Origin of the sequence: Streptosporangium roseum DSM 43021 (genome assembly GCF_000024865.1) — a bacterium.
GTDB classification, from domain to species: domain Bacteria; phylum Actinomycetota; class Actinomycetes; order Streptosporangiales; family Streptosporangiaceae; genus Streptosporangium; species Streptosporangium roseum.
The window spans coordinates 9470355-9490523 of sequence record NC_013595.1 but is presented as its reverse complement, the minus strand read 5'-3'; the positions used below and the strand labels follow the sequence as shown (position 1 = coordinate 9490523).

Genomic DNA, 20169 nt, shown 5'->3' with positions numbered 1-20169 from the left:
GGGAGGGGGCCGTCGTGCTGCCGTGACAGCCCGGAGCCGGAGCCGGCCTGGAGTCGGTCGGGAGTGGGCCCGGAGTGGGGGCCGGCCTGGAGTCGGTCGGGAGTGGGCCCGGAGTGGGAGCCGGCTTGGAGTCGGTCGGGAGTGGGCCCGGAGTGGGAGCCGGCTTGGAGTCGGTCGGGAGTGGGAGCCGGCGGGAGCGGGGAGGGCTGCCGGACGGCGCGATTCCGGCGTGACGCCGCCCAGGTAGATCCTTTGTCTGTTCTCTGACCGGTTGATTACTCTCCGCGCTATTGTCAACACGTTCCGTATCCGTCGGGTAAGGATTCGCGCCTGTGTCTGATAGCCCCGTCCCCGCCAGGGTCGTTTTCGTGGGCGGCCTCGGCCGTAGCGGCACCACTCTGCTGGAGCGCCTCCTCGGTGAGGTGCCCGGCGTCGCGCCGCTCGGAGAGGTCGTTCATCTCTGGGCCCGGGGAGTGCTGGCGGACGAGGCGTGCGGATGCCGCGAGCCGTTCGGCTCGTGCCCGTTCTGGCGCAAGGTCGGCGAGCGCGCGTTCGGCGGCTGGTCGGAGGGGCTGGCCCACCGGGTGCTGGCGCTCCGGCATCGGGTGGACCGCACCCGGCGCATCCCCGTCCTGGCCCAGCTCCTCACCGAGGAGCGGCCGGACGACGGCGGATGGCCCTCCTCCGGCCTCGCCGAGCTGAGCGAGTACGCCGCCGCCCATCGCCGCCTGTACGACGCGGCGGGCGAGGTCGCCGACTGCCCGGTCGTGATCGACTCCAGCAAGCACGCCTCCCTGGCCTTCTGCCTGGCCGCGGCCGGAGTCGACGTGCACGTCGTGCATGTCGTCCGCGACCCCCGGGCGGTCGCGCACTCCTGGCACCGGCGGGTCGCGCGCCCCGAGGACGGCCGCCCCATGACCCGCTGGTCGCCGGCCCGGACCTCGCTGCACTGGCTGACCCAGAACCTCAGCCTGGAGCTCCTGGCACGCCGGGGCGTCTCCGTCACCCGGATCCGCTACGAGGATCTCCTCGGCGCCCCCGCCGAGACGCTCAGGCGCCTGGTCGCCAGGATCGGGCTCCGGCCCCGCCTGGACTTCCTCGCCGACGGCGGGGCCGAGCTCTCGATGGCCCACACGGCCTCGGGCAACCCCATGCGCTTCACGGTCGGCCGGATCGGGCTGACCCCGGACGAGGGCTGGCGCACCGCCGCCTCGGGCCGGCACCAACGCCTGGTCGCCGCACTGACCTGGCCGCTCATGCACAAGTACGGCTATCGCGGGAGGCTCGCGTGAGTCCATCGGTGGGTGTGGTCATCCCCACAAGAGGGCGCCGGCCCGACCAGTTGCGCTCGGCCACGCGCGCCACGCTCGGTCAGGATCATTCCGGCGCCGTGGAGGTCGTCATCGTCGTGGACGGCGGCGACCCGGTCTCGGTCGTCGACCAGGTGGCCGGCCTGCTGGCCGGCCGGGTTCCGGCGGCCCGGGGGGAGACGACGGGCGCGCGCGGTGTCCGGGTGGTGGCCAACAGGCTCAGCCCCGGCCTGCCCGGGGCACGCAACACGGGCATCGCGGCGCTCGGCACCGACCTGGTGGCCTTCTGCGACGACGACGACCAGTGGCTGCCCGGCAAGCTCAGCGCCCAGGTCGCCGCCCTGGAGGCGGCGCCGGGTGCGGAGTTCTCCAGCTGTGCCATCCAGGTCGAGTACGGCTCCCGCCGCGTTCCCCGTCTCGCCGGGACCGACCTGGTCACCCGTGCCCACCTGGTGCGCTCCCGCATGGTGATGGTCCACTCCTCGACGTTCCTGTTCCGGCGGGGCACGTTCTGGGTCGACGAGAGCGCGCCCAACGGCCAGAACGAGGACTGGGACCTGGCGCTGCGCGCCGCCGCGCGCCACCCGATCGTGCACGTCGACCGCCCCCTGGTGCGCGTCCGCTGGGGCGGCTCCCTGTACGCGACCCGATGGGCCGATCGAATCGCCGGGCTGGAGTGGATGCTCGCCCGGCACCCTGATCTGGCCGTGGATCCGCGCGGCGCGGCGCGGGTCTACGGTCAACTCGCCTTCCACCACGCCGCCCTCGGCCGGCGGCGGGAGGCGGGCCGCTGGGCCTGGCGGGCGTTCGCCGCGCGGCACGGCGAACCCCGCGCGCCCCTCGCGCTCGCCGTGGCGGCGGGCCTGGTGTCGGCTCAGGCCGTGCTCAGCACGCTGCATCACCGCGGGCACGGCATCTGATGGCGTTCAGGACCGTCCAGGGGGCGTTGAGCGTCCCGCGCCAGCGGCCGCGCCCGGACAAGGCCACCCGCAGGCGGCTCCGCCGCAGGGTGCACGTAGCCGGTCTGGCGATCGATCCGATGACCGAGAGCGAGGTCGTCGACCACGTGGTCGACGCGCTGAAGCGCGGTGAAGGCGGTCACCTCGTCACCCCGAACGTGGACATCAGCTGGGCCGCCGCCCGCGACTCCGAGGTGCGCGGCATCATCGAGGAGGCCGACCTCGTGGTGGCCGACGGCATGCCGCTGGTGTGGGCGGCGAAGCTGCTCGGCACGCCCGTCCCCAGCAGGGTGGCCGGCGCCGATCTGATCTGGTCCCTGGCGGAGGCCGCCACCTTCTACCGCTACCCGATCTACCTGCTGGGCGGGCCGCCGGGGGTGGCCACGCAGGCGGCCGGCCGGCTGACCGCCCGCCATCCCGGGCTGCTCGTCGCCGGCACCGACGCCCCGCCGTACGGGTTCGAGGCCGACTCCGAGAGCTACGCGAAGGTCAGGGACGCCCTGGTGGCGGCCGGGCCCCGGCTGGTCTTCGTCGGGCTCGGCTTCCCCAAGCAGGACCGGCTCATCGGGATGCTCCGCAAGGACCTGCCCGGCACCTGGTTCGTGGGGTGCGGCTCGGCCATCGCGTTCGCGGCCGGTGCGGTGCGCCGGGCGCCCCAGTGGATGCAGCGGGCCGGGCTGGAGTGGCTCTTCCGGCTGCTCAACGAGCCCGGCCGGCTGGCCCGCCGGTATCTGCTCCACGACCTGCCGTTCGCGCTCTGGCTGCTCACCGTCTGCCTGTTCCGGCGGCTGTTCTCCTGATGGGCCCGTCTTCCGGGTCGCCTGATGGATCTCTGTCCTGTCTCCTGGGTCTCCTGACGGGCCCGTCTCCCGGGTCTCCTGACGGACCCCCGCCCGGTGGCCCCTCTCCGATCGTTATCTAGGGTTGTCGGACCCTTTCAGCAGGTCAGAGGATGATGATCTCTTCTTTCACGTAGGCCAAGTTGACCGAGCTCAGCTCTGATTTTGCGGTCGGCCACCGCCCTAAGCGGACGGGCGTCCCAGCCGACCAGGCGGCGGCCGTCGAGCGCCGCTCGTAGTGCGGCCGCCCCCTCGTCCGCGGTGACCGCGTCGGCTGGAGCGCCGGAGGTCCGCGGCCCGGCCAGCCGTACCAGGACGTCGAGCAACCGGCGGCCGGTGCCGTCGACGGCCTGGACTAGCAGGCCCAGAACCGCTTATCGCTATTGACTGTTCCATTGTTTCCCCGACGCCGACCTTGGCCATGCTCGCCCTGGCCCTCCTGGCCGCGATCGCCGCCGCCCCGCCAACCGGCACCCCGATCGCATCCCGCTGACACTGCCCAAGATCCGGCGACTGCTGGCCGCGCTCGTCCTGACTGTCACCCACACGATCATGGCCATCCTGCACTGGTCAGACTGGCGGCGTCGCCACCAAGCCGGAGCCCGACACTTTCACTACCAGCGCAGATCCGAACCATGATCGAAAAGTGTCACTGCAGTATTAGATGACCAAGAAGTCGCGAGACGCTCTCAAGGTATCGGTGCGTCACGCTGCGCCGGGCTGTGCCCGGTTGGCGGAAGGCGCGTTTTCTGAGTAAATGAATCACGGCACATCTATGATCCTCTACAACTGCCACCTCGGAGGCCGCGCTCGATGAAGCAATCCCGACGTGTGCACCCTGCCGGTCATAGACCTCGCCCGCGATGGAGGCGGTACATCGCATGGGCCCTTGCGACAATTTTCGTTCCCGTGCTCGTCGGAGTGTTGATCAAGATTGCCGAAAAACCTCTGGAGGGAGAGAAAAGTGCCTTGAGCACATTGCCCCCTGGTTCACGCCCTCCTCATGTTTCCATCAGCCCTTCACCGGCCCCCTCGGTCTCGCTCACGCCTTCTGCCGGGCCTCCGGTCTTGATAGATCTCGCGCGCGTTGAACCACCCGGCCCGGACGACGGTGGCTCGATGGTGGCTGCCGACGCTATCGATTTCAGCCATTCCGAGCTGGCCGAACTGCATTCCCTACCAGACCGGTCGCGGAAGCAAGCGGACTGGCTACGCCAGCACGGCGCGGTCGACGGGGGAAGCGTCAAGATAAAGATCGTCGTCCGGGGAAACGCCGACAGGGGCGTCGACATCGTGGGGATGGAGGCAGAAAAGAGCTGCTCAGCCCCCCTGCGGGGAACGATGTTCTATGACCCTTCAGCTGGAGAGGTAGAGAATGTTCCCATCGGCTTCGATCTCGACGCCCCTACGTCCCGCGCCGAGGGAGAAGTCGAAGGGGAATGGAGAGGCGACTACTTTTCGGAGAAGACAGTAAAGCTAGCAAAAGGCGAGAGCATCACTTTCCAGGTCGCAGCATCCACCCGGAGAAGTTATTGCGAGTTCTCTCTATCCATGGAGACCCTGAGCGAGGGGAAACTGGCGACCCACATGATTGACGATCATGGATCGCCGTTTCGTGTCAGCGCTATGACTGATGAAAATTTTTCGTCCTACAAAGCGTTGTATCTTGGGGGTGCAGCCATCCCCAATGACGCATACCCCAAAGAATGGACAAAGTCGGACCCGAAGGTCTATTGACGGACGCCGCCGCCCTGCTTTGCCTCCGTGCTTGCCGAAGCGCTACGTACACGCGGCCCCCTCGGCCCCCCTCCCGCTCCTCGGGTGCCGACTCGCCATCCTGGCGAATGTCGTTAGCGGGGCGTCTGCCCGACGAGCTCCGGCCATCCGGCGCTTCCCGCCCAAGTGACAACGGCTACACAGGAACCTTGGCGCGCTCCCTCTGAAGGCGTCAACCGTGCCTGACGCAGACCGGGGATCCCTGGGATCCGCGGGAGGAGCCGCCGAGAGATCCGTCGGGTTCCACAGGCAGCGAACGTGCCTGACAACCCCCGATAACGTGTCAGGCACGTTCGTGGGAGCCCACTTGCCTCACATGCCTGACGCGTTTCCAGCACCCCAGATAACTGCCGCTCCCGCCGGGTCTCTCACTGACCCCCTGTCCCGGTGGTCCCCGTCTTGGCTGCGGAGGCGGCCTGGAAACGCCGGTAGACCGGTGCCACCGGGAGTGCGGTGCGGCTTGTCGTGGCTACGTCGGAGGCCACGTAGCCGGCGCCCGGCCACCCGGCTGCCGAGGGGGGGAAGGTCTACCGGGAGGCCAGCTCCCTGACCCGATGGATCTCCTCCGGGGTCAGCCGGCCGGCCGCCGTGACCAGGGCCCGGCGGGAGTCCATCGGCCGGTAGGCGGTGCGGGACAGACCGCTCCAGGCGAAGCCGCCGGCACCGGTGGCGGCTGCCGTGCACGCGCGGGAGATGCGCTCCTCGGCACGGACGGACCAGGTCAGGCCCGACCAGTCGTACAGGCGGCGGAAGCCCCGCGCCGGATCGGCGGCCAGATCCTCGTAGCGGGCCAGCAGGATCCCCGGATGCCGCGCGGCCAGGTCGGCGGCGACGGTCCGGGCCGCACGCCACAGGGCGACGGCCTTGGCGAGCCGGTCCTGGCAGCCCACCAGCGGGCGGAGCTCCTCCAGGTGCGGGTGGTCCCGGACCAGCAACGGCTGTTCGAGCAGCTCGTGGAAGTAGATCGTCCAGCCCAGCCGCTGCCAGCTCCCGACGAACGACACGGGGTCGCGGAGCAGGATGACCACCCGGCAGCCGAGCCGCTCGGCGAACCAGCCGGCCGAGAACAGCGCGAACGGGTCGTCCAGCAGCGCCCGGCGCCCGGTCAGCCGGCCGAGCGTGAACGCCGTGCCGTACCGGGCCATCCTCGCCAGGTCGTACGGCGAGCGGTTGCGGCGCAGCTCGGCCAGGAACCGGTAGCGCAGTGCGACGGTGTCGGCGAAGGCGGGCAGCCAGGTCTCGTCGTTGTCCGGGCAGATGTACTGGAAGCGGTGGGTGACCTGGGCGTTGAGCACCCCCGGGCACCGTCCGGGCGGGTGCTGGGGGTTCAGCGGCTCGTTGACGTAGACCAGCTCGCCGCCCGCCGAGAGCATCTTGCCCGTCCAGCTCGTCCCGCTCCGCGGCAGCCCGGTCACCAGCACGGGCGTCATCGTGCCCGCCACGACTTCAGGGCGGCCAGGCTGTGGGCGCCGAAGGGGCGCAGGCCGTACCGGCGATGGATCCGCCACAGCGGGAGCAGGTTCTTGACCAGCATGCCTCCGGCCCAGCCGAGGGCGGCGCCGTACGCCCCCCAGACGGGGACCAGCAGCGCGTCGAGCGCCACCGTCACCGTGATGGCGGCGACCAGGTTGGCCAGGCCGGCGCCGGTGTGCCCGGCGGAGGCCAGCACCACGTCGGCCATGCCGCAGGCGGTGGCGAGCATCATCGTCGCGGCCAGCACGAGCGCCACCGGGACGCCGGAGGCGTAGCCGTCGCCGAACAGGCCGAGCAGCCACGGTGCGAGCACGGCGTAGCCCAGCCAGATCGGCCAGGTCAGCAGGACCAGCCACATGGTGGTCGACTGGTACAGCTCGCGGGCGCGCGCCAGGTCCCCGGCGGTCAGCGCGCGCACCAGCCTCGGCTGCACGGCCTGGGTCAGCCCCTGGTTGACGAGCTGACCCACGATCTTGAATCGGGTGGCGGCGGTGTAGACCGCGGCCTCGACCGGCCCGGCGAGCATCGCCACGACCACGATGTCGAGCCGCTGGAACACCGCCTGGATCCCGGCGGCCATCGACCGGGGCCAGGTGTAGCGCCACAGGTCGTGCGCGGTCCCCGGCAGGTAGGGCGTGTACGGCAGCCGCCGGCGCAGCCAGATCGCCGACAGCAGCAGGACTGGCAGGGACGGCAGGGCCCAGGCCGCCGCGAGCAGCGGCACCGACCCGGCTCCCGCCACCACCACGGCCGAGACCAGCACGAGCTGGGCCACCGGCTGGAGCACGCCGCCCAGCAGCACGGTCGGCCGCATCGCGCCGAACCCGCGGGTCGCGGCCACGACGATGTCCGCGCACACCACCACCGGCAGCGCCGCGGCCAGCACCCGGACCGTGGGGTCGGGGGTGCTGAGCAGGGCTGCCGTCGCGGTGACCAGCGAGAGCGCCACCACCGGGACGAGCGCCGCGCGGACGTAGCCGGAGGTGCAGCGGTATCCGAACGGCCGGGAGCGGGCGATGAAGTAGATCAGCCCGTTGCCGGCGTCCATCCGCAGGATGCCGGCGGCCATCAGGCACAGCGCGGTCGCCGCGAAGAAGGCGCCCGCGGCCTCCTGGCCGGCTTCCCGGGTGACCAGCACGACCACCGCGAACTGCGCGGCGGCGGCGGTCGCCGCCCCGGCCAGCCCGGCCAGCCCGCCCCGCGCGGGCCCGTTCAGGCGGGGCAGCCGGAGCGGCCGGAGCAGGGTCAGCGCCGGCACGGCTGCCCTCCGTCCTGGGGCGGGGGCGGCGGTGGGCCGGAGAGGGGCGGGGCCGCCCCGCCGGGGGGCGCGCTGTCCCGCGGATGCGCGCCGGGGGAGGTCAGCGCCGCCATGTCGGCTCCGTGCCGAGCCACGGGGTCAGCAGGGCGTCGGACTCCTCGAAGAGGTCGGTCAGCTCGCGGCGGAGTGGGTCGGGCATCGGCGCGGGCCGGGGCCGGGCGTTGTGCCGTTCGAACACCGGGTCGCCGATGTGCGGCAGTCCGAGGAACTCCAGCACCCGGTCGTAGACGGTCTCCGGCTCGGCGAAGAACCGCCCGCTGTCCAGGACGAGCACCCGGTCCCGGCCGATCAGCGGCTCCAGCGGGGCGAGCTGCTCGGCGTAGCGCCCCCTGGCCAGGTAGGCGTGGTGGCGGTGGGCGTGGCTCACCGAGTACGGGGAGGCGCACAACCCCTCCACCGCCCCGGCCAGCCGGCTCTCCTCCAGCTCCACCGCCCTGGCGAAGGAGGTCTCGTTCTCGAAGCCCCGGGCCAGCTCGTGGGCGTGGGCAGAGAAGGCGCGTTCCACCGGGTCGCGGACCAGCACGATCACCTTCACGCCTGGCAGGTCCCAGGCGATCCGGGGGCAGGCGAGCGGATGGAACAGGTAGTAGGGCGACGATTCGAAGGCCTGCGGGCGGCAGCCGTACCGGCGCGCCAGCCGGGAGGCCGTGGCCTGCAGCGGGAAATGCGCCCGGTACCAGGGCAGGCCGCGGTCGTAGGCCACGTCGAAGTAGTGGACGCCCTTGTGGAGGACGGGCTTGAGGATCAGCGGGTGCTGGGCCAGCGCCCGGTAGAGCGAGGTGGTGCCGGAGCGCTGCGCCCCGGCGATCAGGAAGGAGGGCAGCACCCGGCTCCCGGCGGTGAGGCGTCCGGTGGTCCGCGACACGGCGTGGACGGAACGCTTCAGCCTGGGTCTCACGTCAGGGCCTCCTCGAAGTCGACGGCGGGGTTGAGCCAGTGCTCGGCCGGGCCGAGCGGGGCGTGGCCGTCGGCCGCGTGCCGGTCGGCCAGCGCGATCAGGTAGCGGATCGCGGTCAGCCTGGCCTCCGCCGCCGACAGCCCGAACGGGGCCAGGATCGGCAGGGCCCGCGCCACGCATGCCCGCGCCGCGGTCGCCGGGCGGGTGCGGCGCAGGGCGCGCTGGAAGAAGTGGTGGACGGCGTCGAAGCCGAGCGGCACGCTGGTGGCGAACCGCTCCCAGTCCCAGACCAGCAGCCGCCCGTCCGCTCCGCGTGCGATGTTCCATGGCGAGAAGTCGCCGTGCCAGGCGGACCCGTGGCCGGATATCCGGCTGATCTCGCCGATCGCGCCGATGAGCAGGTCTTCGGGGATCCTGCCCCGCCGTACCGGGAGCGGGGTCAGCGCGAGCACGGACAGGCCGCGCCAGGATCCGTGGTGCAGCACGGCCGGGGGGACGACGGTCTTCAGCGGCACGCCGGCGAGCAGGTCGAGCGCCCGCGCCTCGTTCGCGATGAGCTCGCGGACCCTGTCGGTGGCGCCGATCTTCACGAAGGCGGCCAGCCCGTCGGGGGCGTGGGCCTCCAGGACCGGCTTGCGGTTGGCCCGCAGGGCGGGCCGGACGTGCAGCACGATTCTGATGGGGGCGCCCAGCACCTCGCTGAGATAGGTCTCGATCGTGGCCTCGTCCGAATCCGACGCGACCATGACCTTCCTGCCGGGATGCCACCACGCGCGGGGCACCAGCCTGCGGGGGAGCAGGGGATGGGGCAGCACGCTGTACGGCCGGCGCCCGCCGGAGCCGGGGAACAGCAGGCCGATGGTCTCGTCGAGGTAGCGCAGCCGGACGCGGGCGTCGTTCATGCGGCCCTGCTCGCCATCGAGTTCCTCCAGAGCAGCGCGAATGAGATCAGATACAGGCTGAGCGGCGTGACCAGCCCGTCGTAGACGAACATGTAGAGCAGGGTGAGGATCATCACCAGGACCCCGGCCAGGCCGATCGGGCTCCGGTCGCGCCAGTGGCGGCGGACGGCCCCGGCGAAGAACGCCACGTAGAGCGTGGCTCCGACGAATCCCTGCGTGATCATCAGGTGCCAGAGCTGGCCGTCGCTGCCCAGCGGAGGGTGGCCGCAGACGTCGCACCAGCCGGTCTTCCCGGTGGTGACCGTGCGGTGGTTGCCCGTCGCGTTGCGGGTGTTGCCGTAGCCGATGATCGGTGAGGTGGCCGTCGCCGCAACGGTCGCCGTGACGGTGAAGGCCCGGATGTCGTTGCTGTGGGGGTTGTCCAGCCGCTGGGCCACCATCGCCTGCAGCGGGCTGAGGAAGAGCACCAGTGCCCCGCAGGCGGTGGCGGAGAAGACCACGACCCGGGCCCTCGTGCCCAGGCGCAGGAACAGGTAGGCGGTGGCGATGCCCAGGCCGATCCAGAGGCCGCGGTTGAGGGAGTAGACGATCGGGACGGCGGCCAGCGCGATCAGCGGGGCCACGGCCAGGCGCCTACGCGGCCCGCCGTACACCCACCAGCCGACCACGAACCAGATGAGCAGCACCGAGACGTTGCTGCCCCAGGCGTTGGCCCACTCGAACGGGGCTTCCGGGCGCGGGGAGGAGTGGCCGAGCACCTTCTGCACCTGGGCGGCGGTGGGGTGGATCAGGTTGTGGACGAAGGAGTTGCCGCTGATCCACTGGGGCAGGAGCCGCTCGACCGGCGAGGTGAAGTCGGCCCGGGGGGCCAGCACGCCCAGCAGGCCGCCGGCGACGGCCGTGACGAACAGCACGCCGAGCATGCGTACGAGGGTGAGCTGCGGCAGCTCCCGCTCGGTCAGGTTGCCCAGGTAGAGCACCATGATCATTAGTGAGACGTAGAGGAACAGGCGCATCAGGTAGCCGATCACCCGTCCGGCGCCGAGCTCGCCGTAGGTGCCGGGCGGCATCTCGCCGAGCATGAGCGCGCTGACCAGGTAGCCCGCCAGCAGCAGCAGCCAGAGCCCGAACCCGCGCGGTGCCCTGATCGGCCGCCGTCGCCACAGGACCAGTGCCATCGACGGGGCCAGCACGATCACCGCCAGGCCGCCGAAGCCCAGTGCCCACCAGAGGGGGTAGCCGATGAGCAGTGCGGCGATCGGCCAGGCCGCCGGGGGGAGGCCTCTCACGTCGGGAAGACCATCTTGTCGGCCGAGGGCGGGTGCGGCTGCGACGGCGGGGCGGCCTGGTGCGGGGCCGGCGCGGGCCGGCCTCCGGTGCCGTGGGCCGTCCCGCCGGCGAAGGTGGGCGCGGAGGCGTCAGCGGGGGCGGAGGCGCGGGTCCGGCCGGACTTGGGGACCCGGCCGGACTTCGAGGCCCGCCCCGCCCTCGGAGTCCGTCCGCTCTCCGGGGTCCGCCGGCTCTCCGGGGGCCGGCCGCCGGAGACGGCCGACGGCCCGGCCGGCGGGGCGGCGAGCGCGCCGAGCACGGGGATCCTGCGCTCGTCGAGACCGCGTACGGCCTGCGCCACGTCCCGCGAGGACGTCCCCGGCACGGTGATCAGCAGCACGGCGCTCCCCGCGCCGTCCGTCAGCTCTCCGACCTCCTCCGCGCTGAGGAGGTCGAGGCCGGTCAGGCGCCTGACGTCGGAGCCCGTGCGGATCCTGGTGTCGAGGCGGTCGCGGACCCAGGCGGCGCCGACCCCGGCGAGCAGGCCGATCATGAGACCGCTGCCGAGATGCAGGGGTGGGCTGGGGGCGCTGGGCCCGGCCGGGGCGACCGCCTCGCTGATCACCGAACCCGGGGTGACGGGGATGGTCCTGAGCGCGTCGTATCTGACCGTGAGGTGGTAGATCTGGCGGCCGAGCACGTTCTGCCGCTGCAGGGCGATGGTCCGCTCCGCCGTCCCCCTCGCCAGGCCGGGGAGCGTGTCCGCCACCGTGACCAGGCTGGCGTTGACCTGTTTGAGCTTGGCGAGGAGCGCCTTGAGCTGGGCGTCCAGCGCCTGCGTGGCGGACTCGCCCCGGTTGGCCAGATAGGCCTGCGCGTAGGCGCCGGCCCCGGCTGCCGCGGTGCGCGGGTCGGCGGCGGTGTAGGAGATCTCCAGGACCGAGGTGTTGGGCGGCACGGAGACGTCGACGGGTGCCGGCGTGCTCTTGAGCGCGGCCCGGACCTTCCCGGCGACCACGGCGGACTGGGCGATCTGCACCTCGGTGTCGAGGTTGAGCGGCTCGCGCTGCCGGCTGGTGACCTGGTTGGTCTGTTCGTAGAGGCCCGTCGGGGAGACCAGCACCTGGGCGGTGGCGGTGTAGGAGGGCGGGGTGAGCCGGAGCAGGGCGCCGCCGCCGCCGATCCCGGCCGCGAGGAAGAACAGCAGGATCGGCCATCTGCGGCGGAGGAGGGACGCGTAGTCCGCCAGGTCTCCACCGGAGCGGCGGACGGGGGTGTCCGGTGGCAGGCTCATACGTTGCGGTCCCTTTCGGGCGGCGTCGGCGCTTCAGAACCCTAGGAACTATAGGTCGGATCGCCATTTCCCCGATCCATTACACAAGATTTTCTTCAGATTGATCCTGCTAATCACGGTGCGATAACTATCGTTTATCCGATATTTCCCTTCTCTGGTCGGACGGCTGCGGCACGGACCGGCAAAGCCCGTGACGCGGCACGTCCGGAGGGTGGGAGGGTGTGTTCCGGATAAAGTCAGGAAACGTGCAAGCGGAGCGTCTGCGAGGAAGCGTTGCGTCGGATAAAAGCCGCTTTAGGGATAAAGTCATGCATGGTCAGAATCGGCGGCGTGGGTCTCGCCCTGGCCCTGGGAATGAGCGCGTGCGCTCAGCCCGCGGCGGTCTCCGGGGAGTCGCCGGAGCGCGCCGCGGCCCGGGTCAACGGCCTGCTGGGCATCAGCCCGTCGGCGACCGGCTGCGAGGTCACCGCCAAGCTCATCCCCTCGTGCGGGGCGTGGTGGGGGATCGCGCCGGAGATCTTCACCGGCAGGCGCCCCGGGCGGGCGCTGGAGCGGGCCGAGGGGCGCATGGGCCGCCCGGCCGGCATCATGCACGTCTACCACCGGGGTCCGGAGCTCTTCCCGACCCCCGAGGAGCGGAAGATCGCGCGCGATCCCGCGGGCCGCAGGCTCCTGCTGATCAACTGGAAGCCGTCCACCGACCGGACCTGGGCGGAGATCGCCGGGGGAGCGCTGGACCAGCGGATCGACCGCCTGGCCGACCACGTCCTGAGGAGCTTCCCCGAGAGGTTCTTCCTGACCGTGCACCACGAGCCGGAGAACGACGTGCGTGAGACCCCGGGCTCGGGGATGACCGCCGAGGACTACTCCGCGATGTTCCGGCACGTGGTGCTGCGCCTGCGGGCGCGGGGCGTCCGGAACGCGGTCACGGTCATGACCTACATGGGCGCGCCCAACTGGGCCGCCGAGCCCTGGTTCGAGAGGCTCTACCCCGGTGACGACGTGGTCGACTGGGTGGCGATGGACCCGTATGTCGACGACAGGGTGCACACCTTCGACGGGCTGGTCAACAAGACCCGCGAGGAGTTCGCCGGGTGGCCGGGGTTCTACCGCTGGATGCAGTCGCGCTTCCCGGGCAAGCCCATCATGATCGCCGAATGGGGCGTGTTCGAGCGCCGCGGCCGGCCCGGGTTCAAGGAGTCGTTCTTCACCTCGGTGCGCGAGGAGATGCGGCGCTACCCCCAGATCAAGGCGCTGGTCTACTTCGACTCACCGCGGGCGCCGCGAGGAGACACCCGCTTCGACACCACCCCCGGCGGCCTGAGGGCCTTCTCCGAGCTCGCCCGCGACCCCTACCTCCGCGCGACCCCGGTCCCTGAGCAGTGACCACCCGGCGGCGGCGGCCGCCACGGCGCCGGCCAGGATCCAGAGCGTGGCCGCGTTGCCCACGCCGAGGAGCTTCAGCGCGGACGCCAGCAGCACCACCGCGAGCAGCGCGCGGATGATCCCGCCGGGAGCCCACGCCGAGACCCGCGCGCCCAGGTAGACGCCGGGGATCGAGCCGACCAGCAGGGAGGTGGTGACGTCGAGCTGGAAGTCGCCGAACAGCAGGTGCCCGAGCGCGGCCGAGACGACCAGCGGGACGGCCTGGACCAGGTCGGTGCCGACGAGCTGGTTGGCCTTCAGCGCGGGGTAGAGCACGAGCAGCGCCACGATGATCAGAGATCCCGAGCCCACGGACGAGATGCCGACGACCAGGCCGCCGATTATACCGACCAGTAAGGTCGGAAATGGGCGCACGACGATCTCACCGAGGTCCGTCGAGACCTCCCCCTCGCGTCGCGAGAGCCAGGCCTTGGCGACCAGGCCCGCGACGGCCAGCAGCAGCGCGACGCCCAGGGCGTACTTGATCGTCTGCTGGATCTGCTCGCCGTCCCCGAACGCCCGGGCCACGAGCACCCCGCAGAAGGCCGCGGGCACCGATCCCGCGCACAGCCAGCCGACCAGCCGCAGGTTGACGGTGCCCTGGCGCATGTGGACGGCCCCGCCCACCGGCTTCATCACGGCCGAGGCGACCAGGTCGCTGGAGACGGCCGCCAGGGGCGGCACGTTGAAGAACAACATCATCATCGGCGTCATGAGCGCGCCGCCGCCCATGCCGGTCAGGCCGACGACGATCGCGACGAAGAACGATCCGGCCGCGAGGGGGAAGTCGATGCCCATCGGTCGTTCACCTTTCCTCGACGGCCGCGTGCACGGTCCCGTGGTCGCGCCTCAACGGGCGCGTCCTCCGATCGGCGGCGCGGTGACCGCCTCCCGGCGGGCGCGCCCTCCCCGGATCGGCGGTGCCGTGGTCGCCTCTCAACGGACCCACCCTCCCTGGACCAGCGGATCCAGCACCTGCTGGACGGCCCGGTCCACGCTGATCGAGGTGGTGTCGACGACCAGGTCGGCGTCGTCGGGCTCCTCGTAGGGGTCGGAGACGCCGGTGAACTCGGGGATGAGCCCGGCCCGGGCCTTGGCGTAGAGCCCCTTGCGGTCGCGGCGCTCGCACTCGGCGAGCGGCGTGGCCACGTGGACGAGCAGGAAGTCGGCGCCGACGGCCTCGACCATCGCGCGGACCTCGTCGCGGGTGGCGGCGTAGGGCGCTATGGGCGCGCAGATCGCCAGGCCGCCGTGCCTGGCGGCCTCGGCGGCGACGAACCCGATCCGGCGGATGTTGAGGTCGCGGTCCTTCTTGGAGAAGCTCAGCCCCGCCGACAGCAGGTGACGGACCACGTCGCCGTCGAGATAGGTGATCGTACGGCTGCCGCGCTCCAGCAGCGCGTCACGCAGCCCTCGCGCGACGGTGGACTTGCCGGAGCCCGACAGGCCGGTGAAGAAGACCACCAGTCCCCGCCGGTGCGGCGGCCCGGGAAGCGTCACGGGCTCGGGGCCGGCCAGATGCTCCGTCGCGCCGTAGGCCTCCGCCACGTGCTCGCGCAGCTCCAGGTCGATGCTGGGCTCGTGCCGGGGTGCGAGGGGCACCACGGCCACGAGCGTGCCCTCGGGCAGCCGGTCGCGGGCCTTGAGCGCGGCGCGGACCACGGCGGGGCCCGCCTCGCCGAAGGCCAGCGGGAGCAGCAGGATCGCCGCGTCCAGCTCCTCGGCGGTCGCCCTGATCTCCTCCAGGTCGTCCAGCGGCCCGCGCATGGTGACCGCCAGCACCTCCCGGCCGGACAGTTCCTTGCGGACCTCGGCGGGAGTGCGGCGCAGCCGGGCGAACGGCCCGTGCTCGGGCGTGTCCAGCGTTTCCAGCGGGCCTGCGACGGCCCCGTCCGCCCGCTCGGTGACGGTCAGCACGGCCAGCGCGGCGCCCTCGGGGTCGCGTAGCGTGATCCGGTCGCCGGGCGCGGCGGGGTGGTCGTCGGGCAGCGCGAGCGTCACGGGCGCGGGCCACGGAGTGCCGTCCGCCAGCGTGCCGTGCTCGTCCACCGCGTGCGCGTCCGCTGAGGTCAGGAAGCCCGTCAGCGGCTGGAAGGCACCGGAGAGCAGCAGCTCCAGATCGGCCAGCTCACGGGCGTCGGGGGTCCACTCGAAAGGCGCCGTCATCTGCTCCACAATCCCGATCGAATTAGTCGGATTTCGTCAGCTTACCCACTCCGTTTCCCCCGCACCAGCCAGGTGACTCTCAGATCAACCGGGCGAAGTGGCTCTGGGGTTTGCGGATCACCATGATGATCTCATCGTGCGAGGAGGGCCGCCGCCCCCTGGAGAGGGTCTCCACCAGGGAGCAGGCCACGCGGGCCAGCCTGCCCAGCGGCCCGCGCAGCGCCGGCCCGCTCGTCGCGGAGGCGTCGTCGGTCACCATGAGGCCGCGCGTCAGGCAGAAGGAGTGCATCCCCTCGCGCGAGGTGACCTGTCCGTAGAAGGGGGGCAGGGGGCCCACGGTGCCGGGCGGGGCGAACCTGTGCCACAGCGTCCGCCGCAGCGCGGAGGGCGCCAGCCGGTCGCACGTCCCGTAGGCGGAGGCCCTGTCGCGCATCCGCAGCAGCAGCAGCCCGCCCGGCCGCAGCCCGGTGAGCAGCCGGTCGAGCACCAGCTCGGGGTGCTCGATCCGCTCCAGCAGGAACGACACGTGGACGATGTCGAACGACCGCGGCGGCACCGGCACCGACCGCAGGTCCCCCAGCGCCCAGGAGTCCAGGTCCTTACGCGTGGACGTGCTCGCCCGCAGCACCGGCAGGTCCTCGTCGATCCCGGTGACCCGGGCCTCCATCTGGTCCAGCTCCAGCTCCAGCGGGTCGGGCCACCCGCATCCGGCGATCAGGACGTCGAGCCGCCGGCCCGACTGCCCCGTCCACTGCTCGCGGATGCGCCGACTGAATATGTCGTCTCGCGCGACGACCGACCGTACCTCTGACATGTAACTAAGAGTAGTCAACTCAATACGATTCGTCGCGCATTTCCCACTCCTCACCGCAGCGATCTCCCTGCGGGAGGAAGCCCGCGTGCAAGTAGCCTTGGGTGGTACCCCCGTGCCTCACCGGCCGGGGGCCTGTCGTGTTGCCGTCGTGGGGCTGTGGGCGAATCTGATGAGCCTTTCCGGACTGCTGGACCTTGTCGCAGGGGAGCCGAAGCTGGCTTCCGTTCTTGAGGACGTCCGAGGGGGAGACTCCTCCGACGTGTCGCTGATCGCGCCACCCGCGCTGCGGCCGTTCACCGTGGCCGCGCTGGCCAGGGAGGGGGCCAAGGACGGGGCGCGGGCCGTTCTCGCGGTGACCGCCACCGGGCGCGAGGCCGAGGATCTCGCCGCGGCGCTCACCAGCCTGCTCGACCCGAACACCGTCGCCGTCTTCCCCGCCTGGGAGACGCTGCCGCACGAGCGCCTGTCGCCGCGCGGCGACACGGTCGGCCAGCGGCTCGCCGTACTGCGCAGGCTGGCCCACCCGATTGAGGGCGACGTCGCCGCGGGCCCGCTGCAGGTGATCGTCGCGCCGGTCCGGGCGGTGCTCCAGCCGATCGTGCGCGGTCTGGGCGACCTCCGCCCGGTACGGCTGCGCGCCGGTGACGACGCCGATCTCGACGGCATCGTGCACCGGCTCGTGGAGAACGGATACAACCGGGTCGACATGGTGGAGAAGCGCGGCGAGGTGGCCGTCAGGGGCGGCCTGCTGGACGTCTTCCCGCCGACCGAGGAGCACCCGCTCCGGCTGGAGTTCTGGGGCGACAGCGTCGAGGAGATCCGCTGGTTCAAGGTCGCCGACCAGCGGTCGCTGGAGGTGGCGGAGGAGGGGCTGTTCGCGGCCCCCTGCCGTGAGCTGCTGCTGACGGAGGACGTCAGGCGGCGGGCGCGGGAGCTCGCCGAGCTGCATCCGGCGCTCGCTGAGATCCTGGACCAGCTCGCCGAGGGCGTCCCGATGGAGGGCATGGAGGCGTTCGCGCCGGTGCTCGCCGGGGAGATGGACCTGCTCATCGACCACCTGCCGGCGCAGGCGGCGGTGTTCGTGTGCGACCCGGAGCGCATCCGCGGCCGCGCCGACGAGCTGGTGCGGACCAGCCAGGAGTTCCTGGAGGCGTCCTGGATCAACGCGGCGTCCGGCGGGGAGGCGCCGATCGACCTGGGGGCGGCGGCGTTCCGCACGCTGGAGGAGATCCGTGACCACGCGCGGGAGCTCGGCCAGCCCTGGTGGTCGATCGCGCCGTTCGGCGGCGACGACCTCGGCGACGGGCTGGTCCTGCAGGCGCGCGAGTCGGAGGCCTACCGGGGCGACACCCAGCGCGCGCTGGGCGACATCAAGGGCTGGCTGGAGGAGGACAAGGTCGTCGTGCTGCTCAGCGAGGGCCACGGCCCCGCCGAGCGGATGGTCGAGCTGCTCAAGGGCGTGGATCTGCCCGCGCGGCTGGAGAGGGCGCTCGATCGGGCGCCGGACGGGACGGTCGTCCACGTCAGCACCGGCCTGATCGAGCACGGCTTCGTCAGCCCCACCCTGGCCGTGCTGACCCACCTGGACCTGGTCGGGCAGAAGGCGTCCACCAAGGACATGCGGCGGCTGCCGTCCAAGCGGCGCAACATGGTCGACCCGCTCCAGCTCAAGGTCGGCGACCACGTGGTGCACGAGCAGCACGGCGTGGGCCGCTACGTCGAGATGGTGCAGCGGACCGTGCAGGGCGCGACCCGCGAATACCTGGTGATCGAGTACGCCAAGGGCGACCGGCTCTACGTGCCGACCGACCAGCTCGACGAGGTCACCCGCTACGTCGGCGGCGAGTCGCCGACGCTCAACCGGATGGGCGGCGCCGACTGGGCCAAGGCCAAGACCAAGGCGAAGAAGGCGGTCAAGGAGATCGCCGGGGAGCTGATCCGCCTCTACTCCGCCCGGATGGCCTCGCCGGGACACGCCTTCGGCCCCGACACGCCGTGGCAGCGGGAGATGGAGGACGCCTTCCCCTACGCCGAGACCGGCGACCAGCTGGAGGCCATCGACGAGGTCAAGCGCGACATGGAGCGCGGGATCCCGATGGACCGGCTGATCTGCGGCGACGTCGGCTACGGCAAGACCGAGATCGCGGTGCGGGCGGCGTTCAAGGCCGTGCAGGACGGCAAGCAGGTGGCGGTGCTGGTGCCGACCACGCTGCTGGTCCAGCAGCACCTGTCCACCTTCGCCGAGCGGTTCTCCGGATTCCCGCTGAACGTCCGGCCGATGTCGCGTTTCCAGAGCGACGGCGAGGTCAAGGCGACGCTGGAGGGCCTGCGCGAGGGCTCGGTGGACGTGGTGATCGGCACGCACCGGCTGTTCTCGCCGGAGGTCAGGTTCAAGGAGCTGGGCCTGATCATCATCGACGAGGAGCAGCGGTTCGGCGTCGAGCACAAGGAGGCCATGAAGCACATGCGGACGCAGGTCGACGTGCTGGCCATGTCCGCCACGCCGATCCCGCGCACGCTGGAGATGGGCCTGACCGGCATCCGCGAGATGTCGACGATCCTCACCCCGCCGGAGGAGCGGCACCCGATCCTCACCTTCGTCGGCCCCTACGACAACAAGCAGATCGGCGCCGCGATCCGGCGCGAGCTGATGCGCGACGGCCAGATCTTCTTCGTCCACAACCGCGTCTCCAGCATCAACAAGGTCGCGGCCATGCTGCGCGAGCTCGTGCCCGAGGCCAGGGTCGCCGTCGCGCACGGCCAGATGAACGAGCACCAGCTTGAGAAGATCATGGTGGGCTTCTGGGAGCGCGAGTTCGACCTGCTCGTCTGCACCACGATCGTCGAGTCGGGCCTGGACGTGCCCAACGCCAACACGCTGATCGTGGACCGGGCCGACAACTACGGCCTGTCCCAGCTCCACCAGCTCCGCGGCCGGGTCGGCCGGGGCCGCGAGCGCGGCTACGCCTACTTCCTGTACCCGCCGGAGAAGCCGCTCACCGAGACCGCCCACGAGCGGCTGGCCACCATCTCCCAGCACACGGAGATGGGCGCGGGCATGTACGTGGCGATGAAGGACCTGGAGATCCGCGGCGCGGGCAACATCCTGGGCGCCGAGCAGTCGGGCTTCATCGCGGGCGTCGGCTTCGACCTCTACGTGCGGATGATGGCGGAGGCCGTGCAGGAGCAGAAGGCCAAGCTGTCGGGCGGCTCCGTGGAGGAGGAGCGGCCGGACGTCAAGGTCGAGCTGCCGATCAACGCGCACATCCCGCACGACTACGTGACCTCCGAGCGGCTGCGCCTGGAGGCCTACAAGCGGATCGCCGGGATCGGCGCCGACGTCCACATCGCCGCGGTCCGCGACGAGCTCGTCGATCGGTACGGCAGGCCGCCGCAGGAGGTGGAGAACCTGCTGGAGGTCGCCCGCTTCCGGATCCGCGCCCGCGTGGCCGGGCTGACCGACGTCACCCTGCAGGGCCAGCACATCAGGTTCGCCCCGGTGACGCTCAGGGACTCCCAGCAGGTCAGGCTCCAGCGCCTGTACCCGAAGGCGCTGCTGAAGCCGGCAACCGGTACGTTGCTGGTGCCCGTCCCCAAGACCAGGCCCCTCGGCGGTCAGCCGCTGCGCGATCTGGATCTGCTCAAGTGGTGCGGGGATCTGGTCGAGGCGATGTTCCTCCAGAACATGCCGGTAAAATGAGCGGCGTTTGTCGTGAAGGGATCGCA

The 20169-nt window shown here is 71.6% G+C and carries 15 protein-coding genes and 1 pseudogene; 7 read left to right on the top strand and 9 right to left on the bottom strand.

The genetic code is table 11. From position 1 onward, the window contains the following. The first annotated feature begins 332 nt into the window (after nucleotides 1–332). The 5 genes and pseudogenes from SROS_RS48960 (at nucleotide 333) to SROS_RS50450 (ending at nucleotide 4845) form a co-directional block, all read left to right on the top strand. On the top strand, nucleotides 333–1292 hold the full coding sequence (locus tag SROS_RS48960; RefSeq protein WP_012894970.1) for a sulfotransferase: 960 nt from the start codon (nucleotides 333–335) through the stop codon (nucleotides 1290–1292). Beyond that, nucleotides 1289–2230 carry a glycosyltransferase family 2 protein gene (locus SROS_RS48955; RefSeq protein WP_012894969.1) on the top strand — a complete coding sequence of 314 codons (942 nt, stop codon included), beginning with the start codon at nucleotides 1289–1291 and terminating at the stop codon, nucleotides 2228–2230. The genes SROS_RS48960 and SROS_RS48955 overlap by 4 nt, the downstream gene beginning before the upstream one ends. Continuing rightward, nucleotides 2230–3069, top strand: a complete 840-nt coding sequence (locus SROS_RS41540) for a WecB/TagA/CpsF family glycosyltransferase (RefSeq protein ID WP_012894968.1) — start codon at nucleotides 2230–2232, stop codon at nucleotides 3067–3069. The genes SROS_RS48955 and SROS_RS41540 overlap by 1 nt, the downstream gene beginning before the upstream one ends. Nucleotides 3070–3520: 451 nt before the next feature. Next, nucleotides 3521–3747: pseudogene (locus SROS_RS54685) on the top strand (IS701 family transposase); the annotation flags it as partial. Between the two features lie 270 nt (nucleotides 3748–4017). After that, nucleotides 4018–4845 carry a hypothetical protein gene (locus SROS_RS50450; protein WP_148269382.1) on the top strand — a complete coding sequence of 276 codons (828 nt, stop codon included), beginning with the start codon at nucleotides 4018–4020 and terminating at the stop codon, nucleotides 4843–4845. Nucleotides 4846–5411: 566 nt separating this feature from the next. Here SROS_RS50450 and SROS_RS41535 read toward each other — a convergent pair. The 6 genes from SROS_RS41535 to SROS_RS46690 all read right to left on the bottom strand — a co-directional run bounded on the left by SROS_RS41535 (nucleotide 5412) and on the right by SROS_RS46690 (nucleotide 12038). Then, the gene (locus SROS_RS41535; RefSeq protein WP_012894966.1) at nucleotides 5412–6314 is read right to left on the bottom strand and encodes a sulfotransferase; all 903 of its coding nucleotides are present in this window, start codon (nucleotides 6312–6314) and stop codon (nucleotides 5412–5414) included. Further along, the gene (locus tag SROS_RS41530; protein WP_012894965.1) at nucleotides 6311–7615 is read right to left on the bottom strand and encodes a lipopolysaccharide biosynthesis protein; all 1305 of its coding nucleotides are present in this window, start codon (nucleotides 7613–7615) and stop codon (nucleotides 6311–6313) included. The genes SROS_RS41535 and SROS_RS41530 overlap by 4 nt, the downstream gene beginning before the upstream one ends. Nucleotides 7616–7715: 100 nt before the next feature. Beyond that, nucleotides 7716–8573, bottom strand: coding sequence for a sulfotransferase family protein (locus SROS_RS41525; protein WP_012894964.1), 858 nt, complete (start codon nucleotides 8571–8573; stop codon nucleotides 7716–7718). Then, the gene (locus SROS_RS41520) at nucleotides 8570–9475 is read right to left on the bottom strand and encodes a hypothetical protein (protein WP_012894963.1); all 906 of its coding nucleotides are present in this window, start codon (nucleotides 9473–9475) and stop codon (nucleotides 8570–8572) included. Before SROS_RS41520 ends, SROS_RS41525 begins: the two co-directional genes overlap by 4 nt. After that, complete coding sequence (locus SROS_RS41515; protein WP_012894962.1) at nucleotides 9472–10764, bottom strand: hypothetical protein; 1293 nt, start codon at nucleotides 10762–10764, stop codon at nucleotides 9472–9474. The genes SROS_RS41520 and SROS_RS41515 overlap by 4 nt, the downstream gene beginning before the upstream one ends. Then, nucleotides 10761–12038, bottom strand: a complete 1278-nt coding sequence (locus tag SROS_RS46690; protein WP_012894961.1) for a YveK family protein — start codon at nucleotides 12036–12038, stop codon at nucleotides 10761–10763. Before SROS_RS46690 ends, SROS_RS41515 begins: the two co-directional genes overlap by 4 nt. Before the next feature lie 312 nt (nucleotides 12039–12350). Here SROS_RS46690 and SROS_RS41505 point away from each other — a divergent pair, with 312 nt between their 5' ends. Continuing rightward, nucleotides 12351–13424: a glycoside hydrolase family 26 protein gene (locus SROS_RS41505; protein ID WP_012894960.1), complete on the top strand. Its 1074-nt coding sequence runs from the start codon at nucleotides 12351–12353 to the stop codon at nucleotides 13422–13424. On the opposite strand, the gene SROS_RS41500 is transcribed toward SROS_RS41505, so the two are convergent. The 3 genes from SROS_RS41500 to SROS_RS41490 all read right to left on the bottom strand — a co-directional run bounded on the left by SROS_RS41500 (nucleotide 13308) and on the right by SROS_RS41490 (nucleotide 16443). Next, complete coding sequence (locus SROS_RS41500) at nucleotides 13308–14261, bottom strand: sulfite exporter TauE/SafE family protein (RefSeq protein ID WP_012894959.1); 954 nt, start codon at nucleotides 14259–14261, stop codon at nucleotides 13308–13310. The genes SROS_RS41505 and SROS_RS41500 overlap by 117 nt on opposite strands. A gap of 138 nt (nucleotides 14262–14399) precedes the next feature. Beyond that, a complete protein-coding gene (cysC, locus tag SROS_RS41495) occupies nucleotides 14400–15629 on the bottom strand; it encodes an adenylyl-sulfate kinase (RefSeq protein WP_012894958.1) in 1230 nt (409 codons plus the stop codon). A gap of 79 nt (nucleotides 15630–15708) precedes the next feature. Then, entirely contained in the window at nucleotides 15709–16443 is a 735-nt protein-coding gene (locus SROS_RS41490) for a class I SAM-dependent methyltransferase (protein WP_012894957.1), read from the bottom strand. Between the two features lie 169 nt (nucleotides 16444–16612). On the opposite strand from SROS_RS41490, the gene mfd reads away from it, so the two are divergent. Beyond that, on the top strand, nucleotides 16613–20143 hold the full coding sequence (gene mfd / locus SROS_RS41485; RefSeq protein ID WP_043654026.1) for a transcription-repair coupling factor: 3531 nt from the start codon (nucleotides 16613–16615) through the stop codon (nucleotides 20141–20143). Nucleotides 20144–20169: the final 26 nt, after the last annotated feature.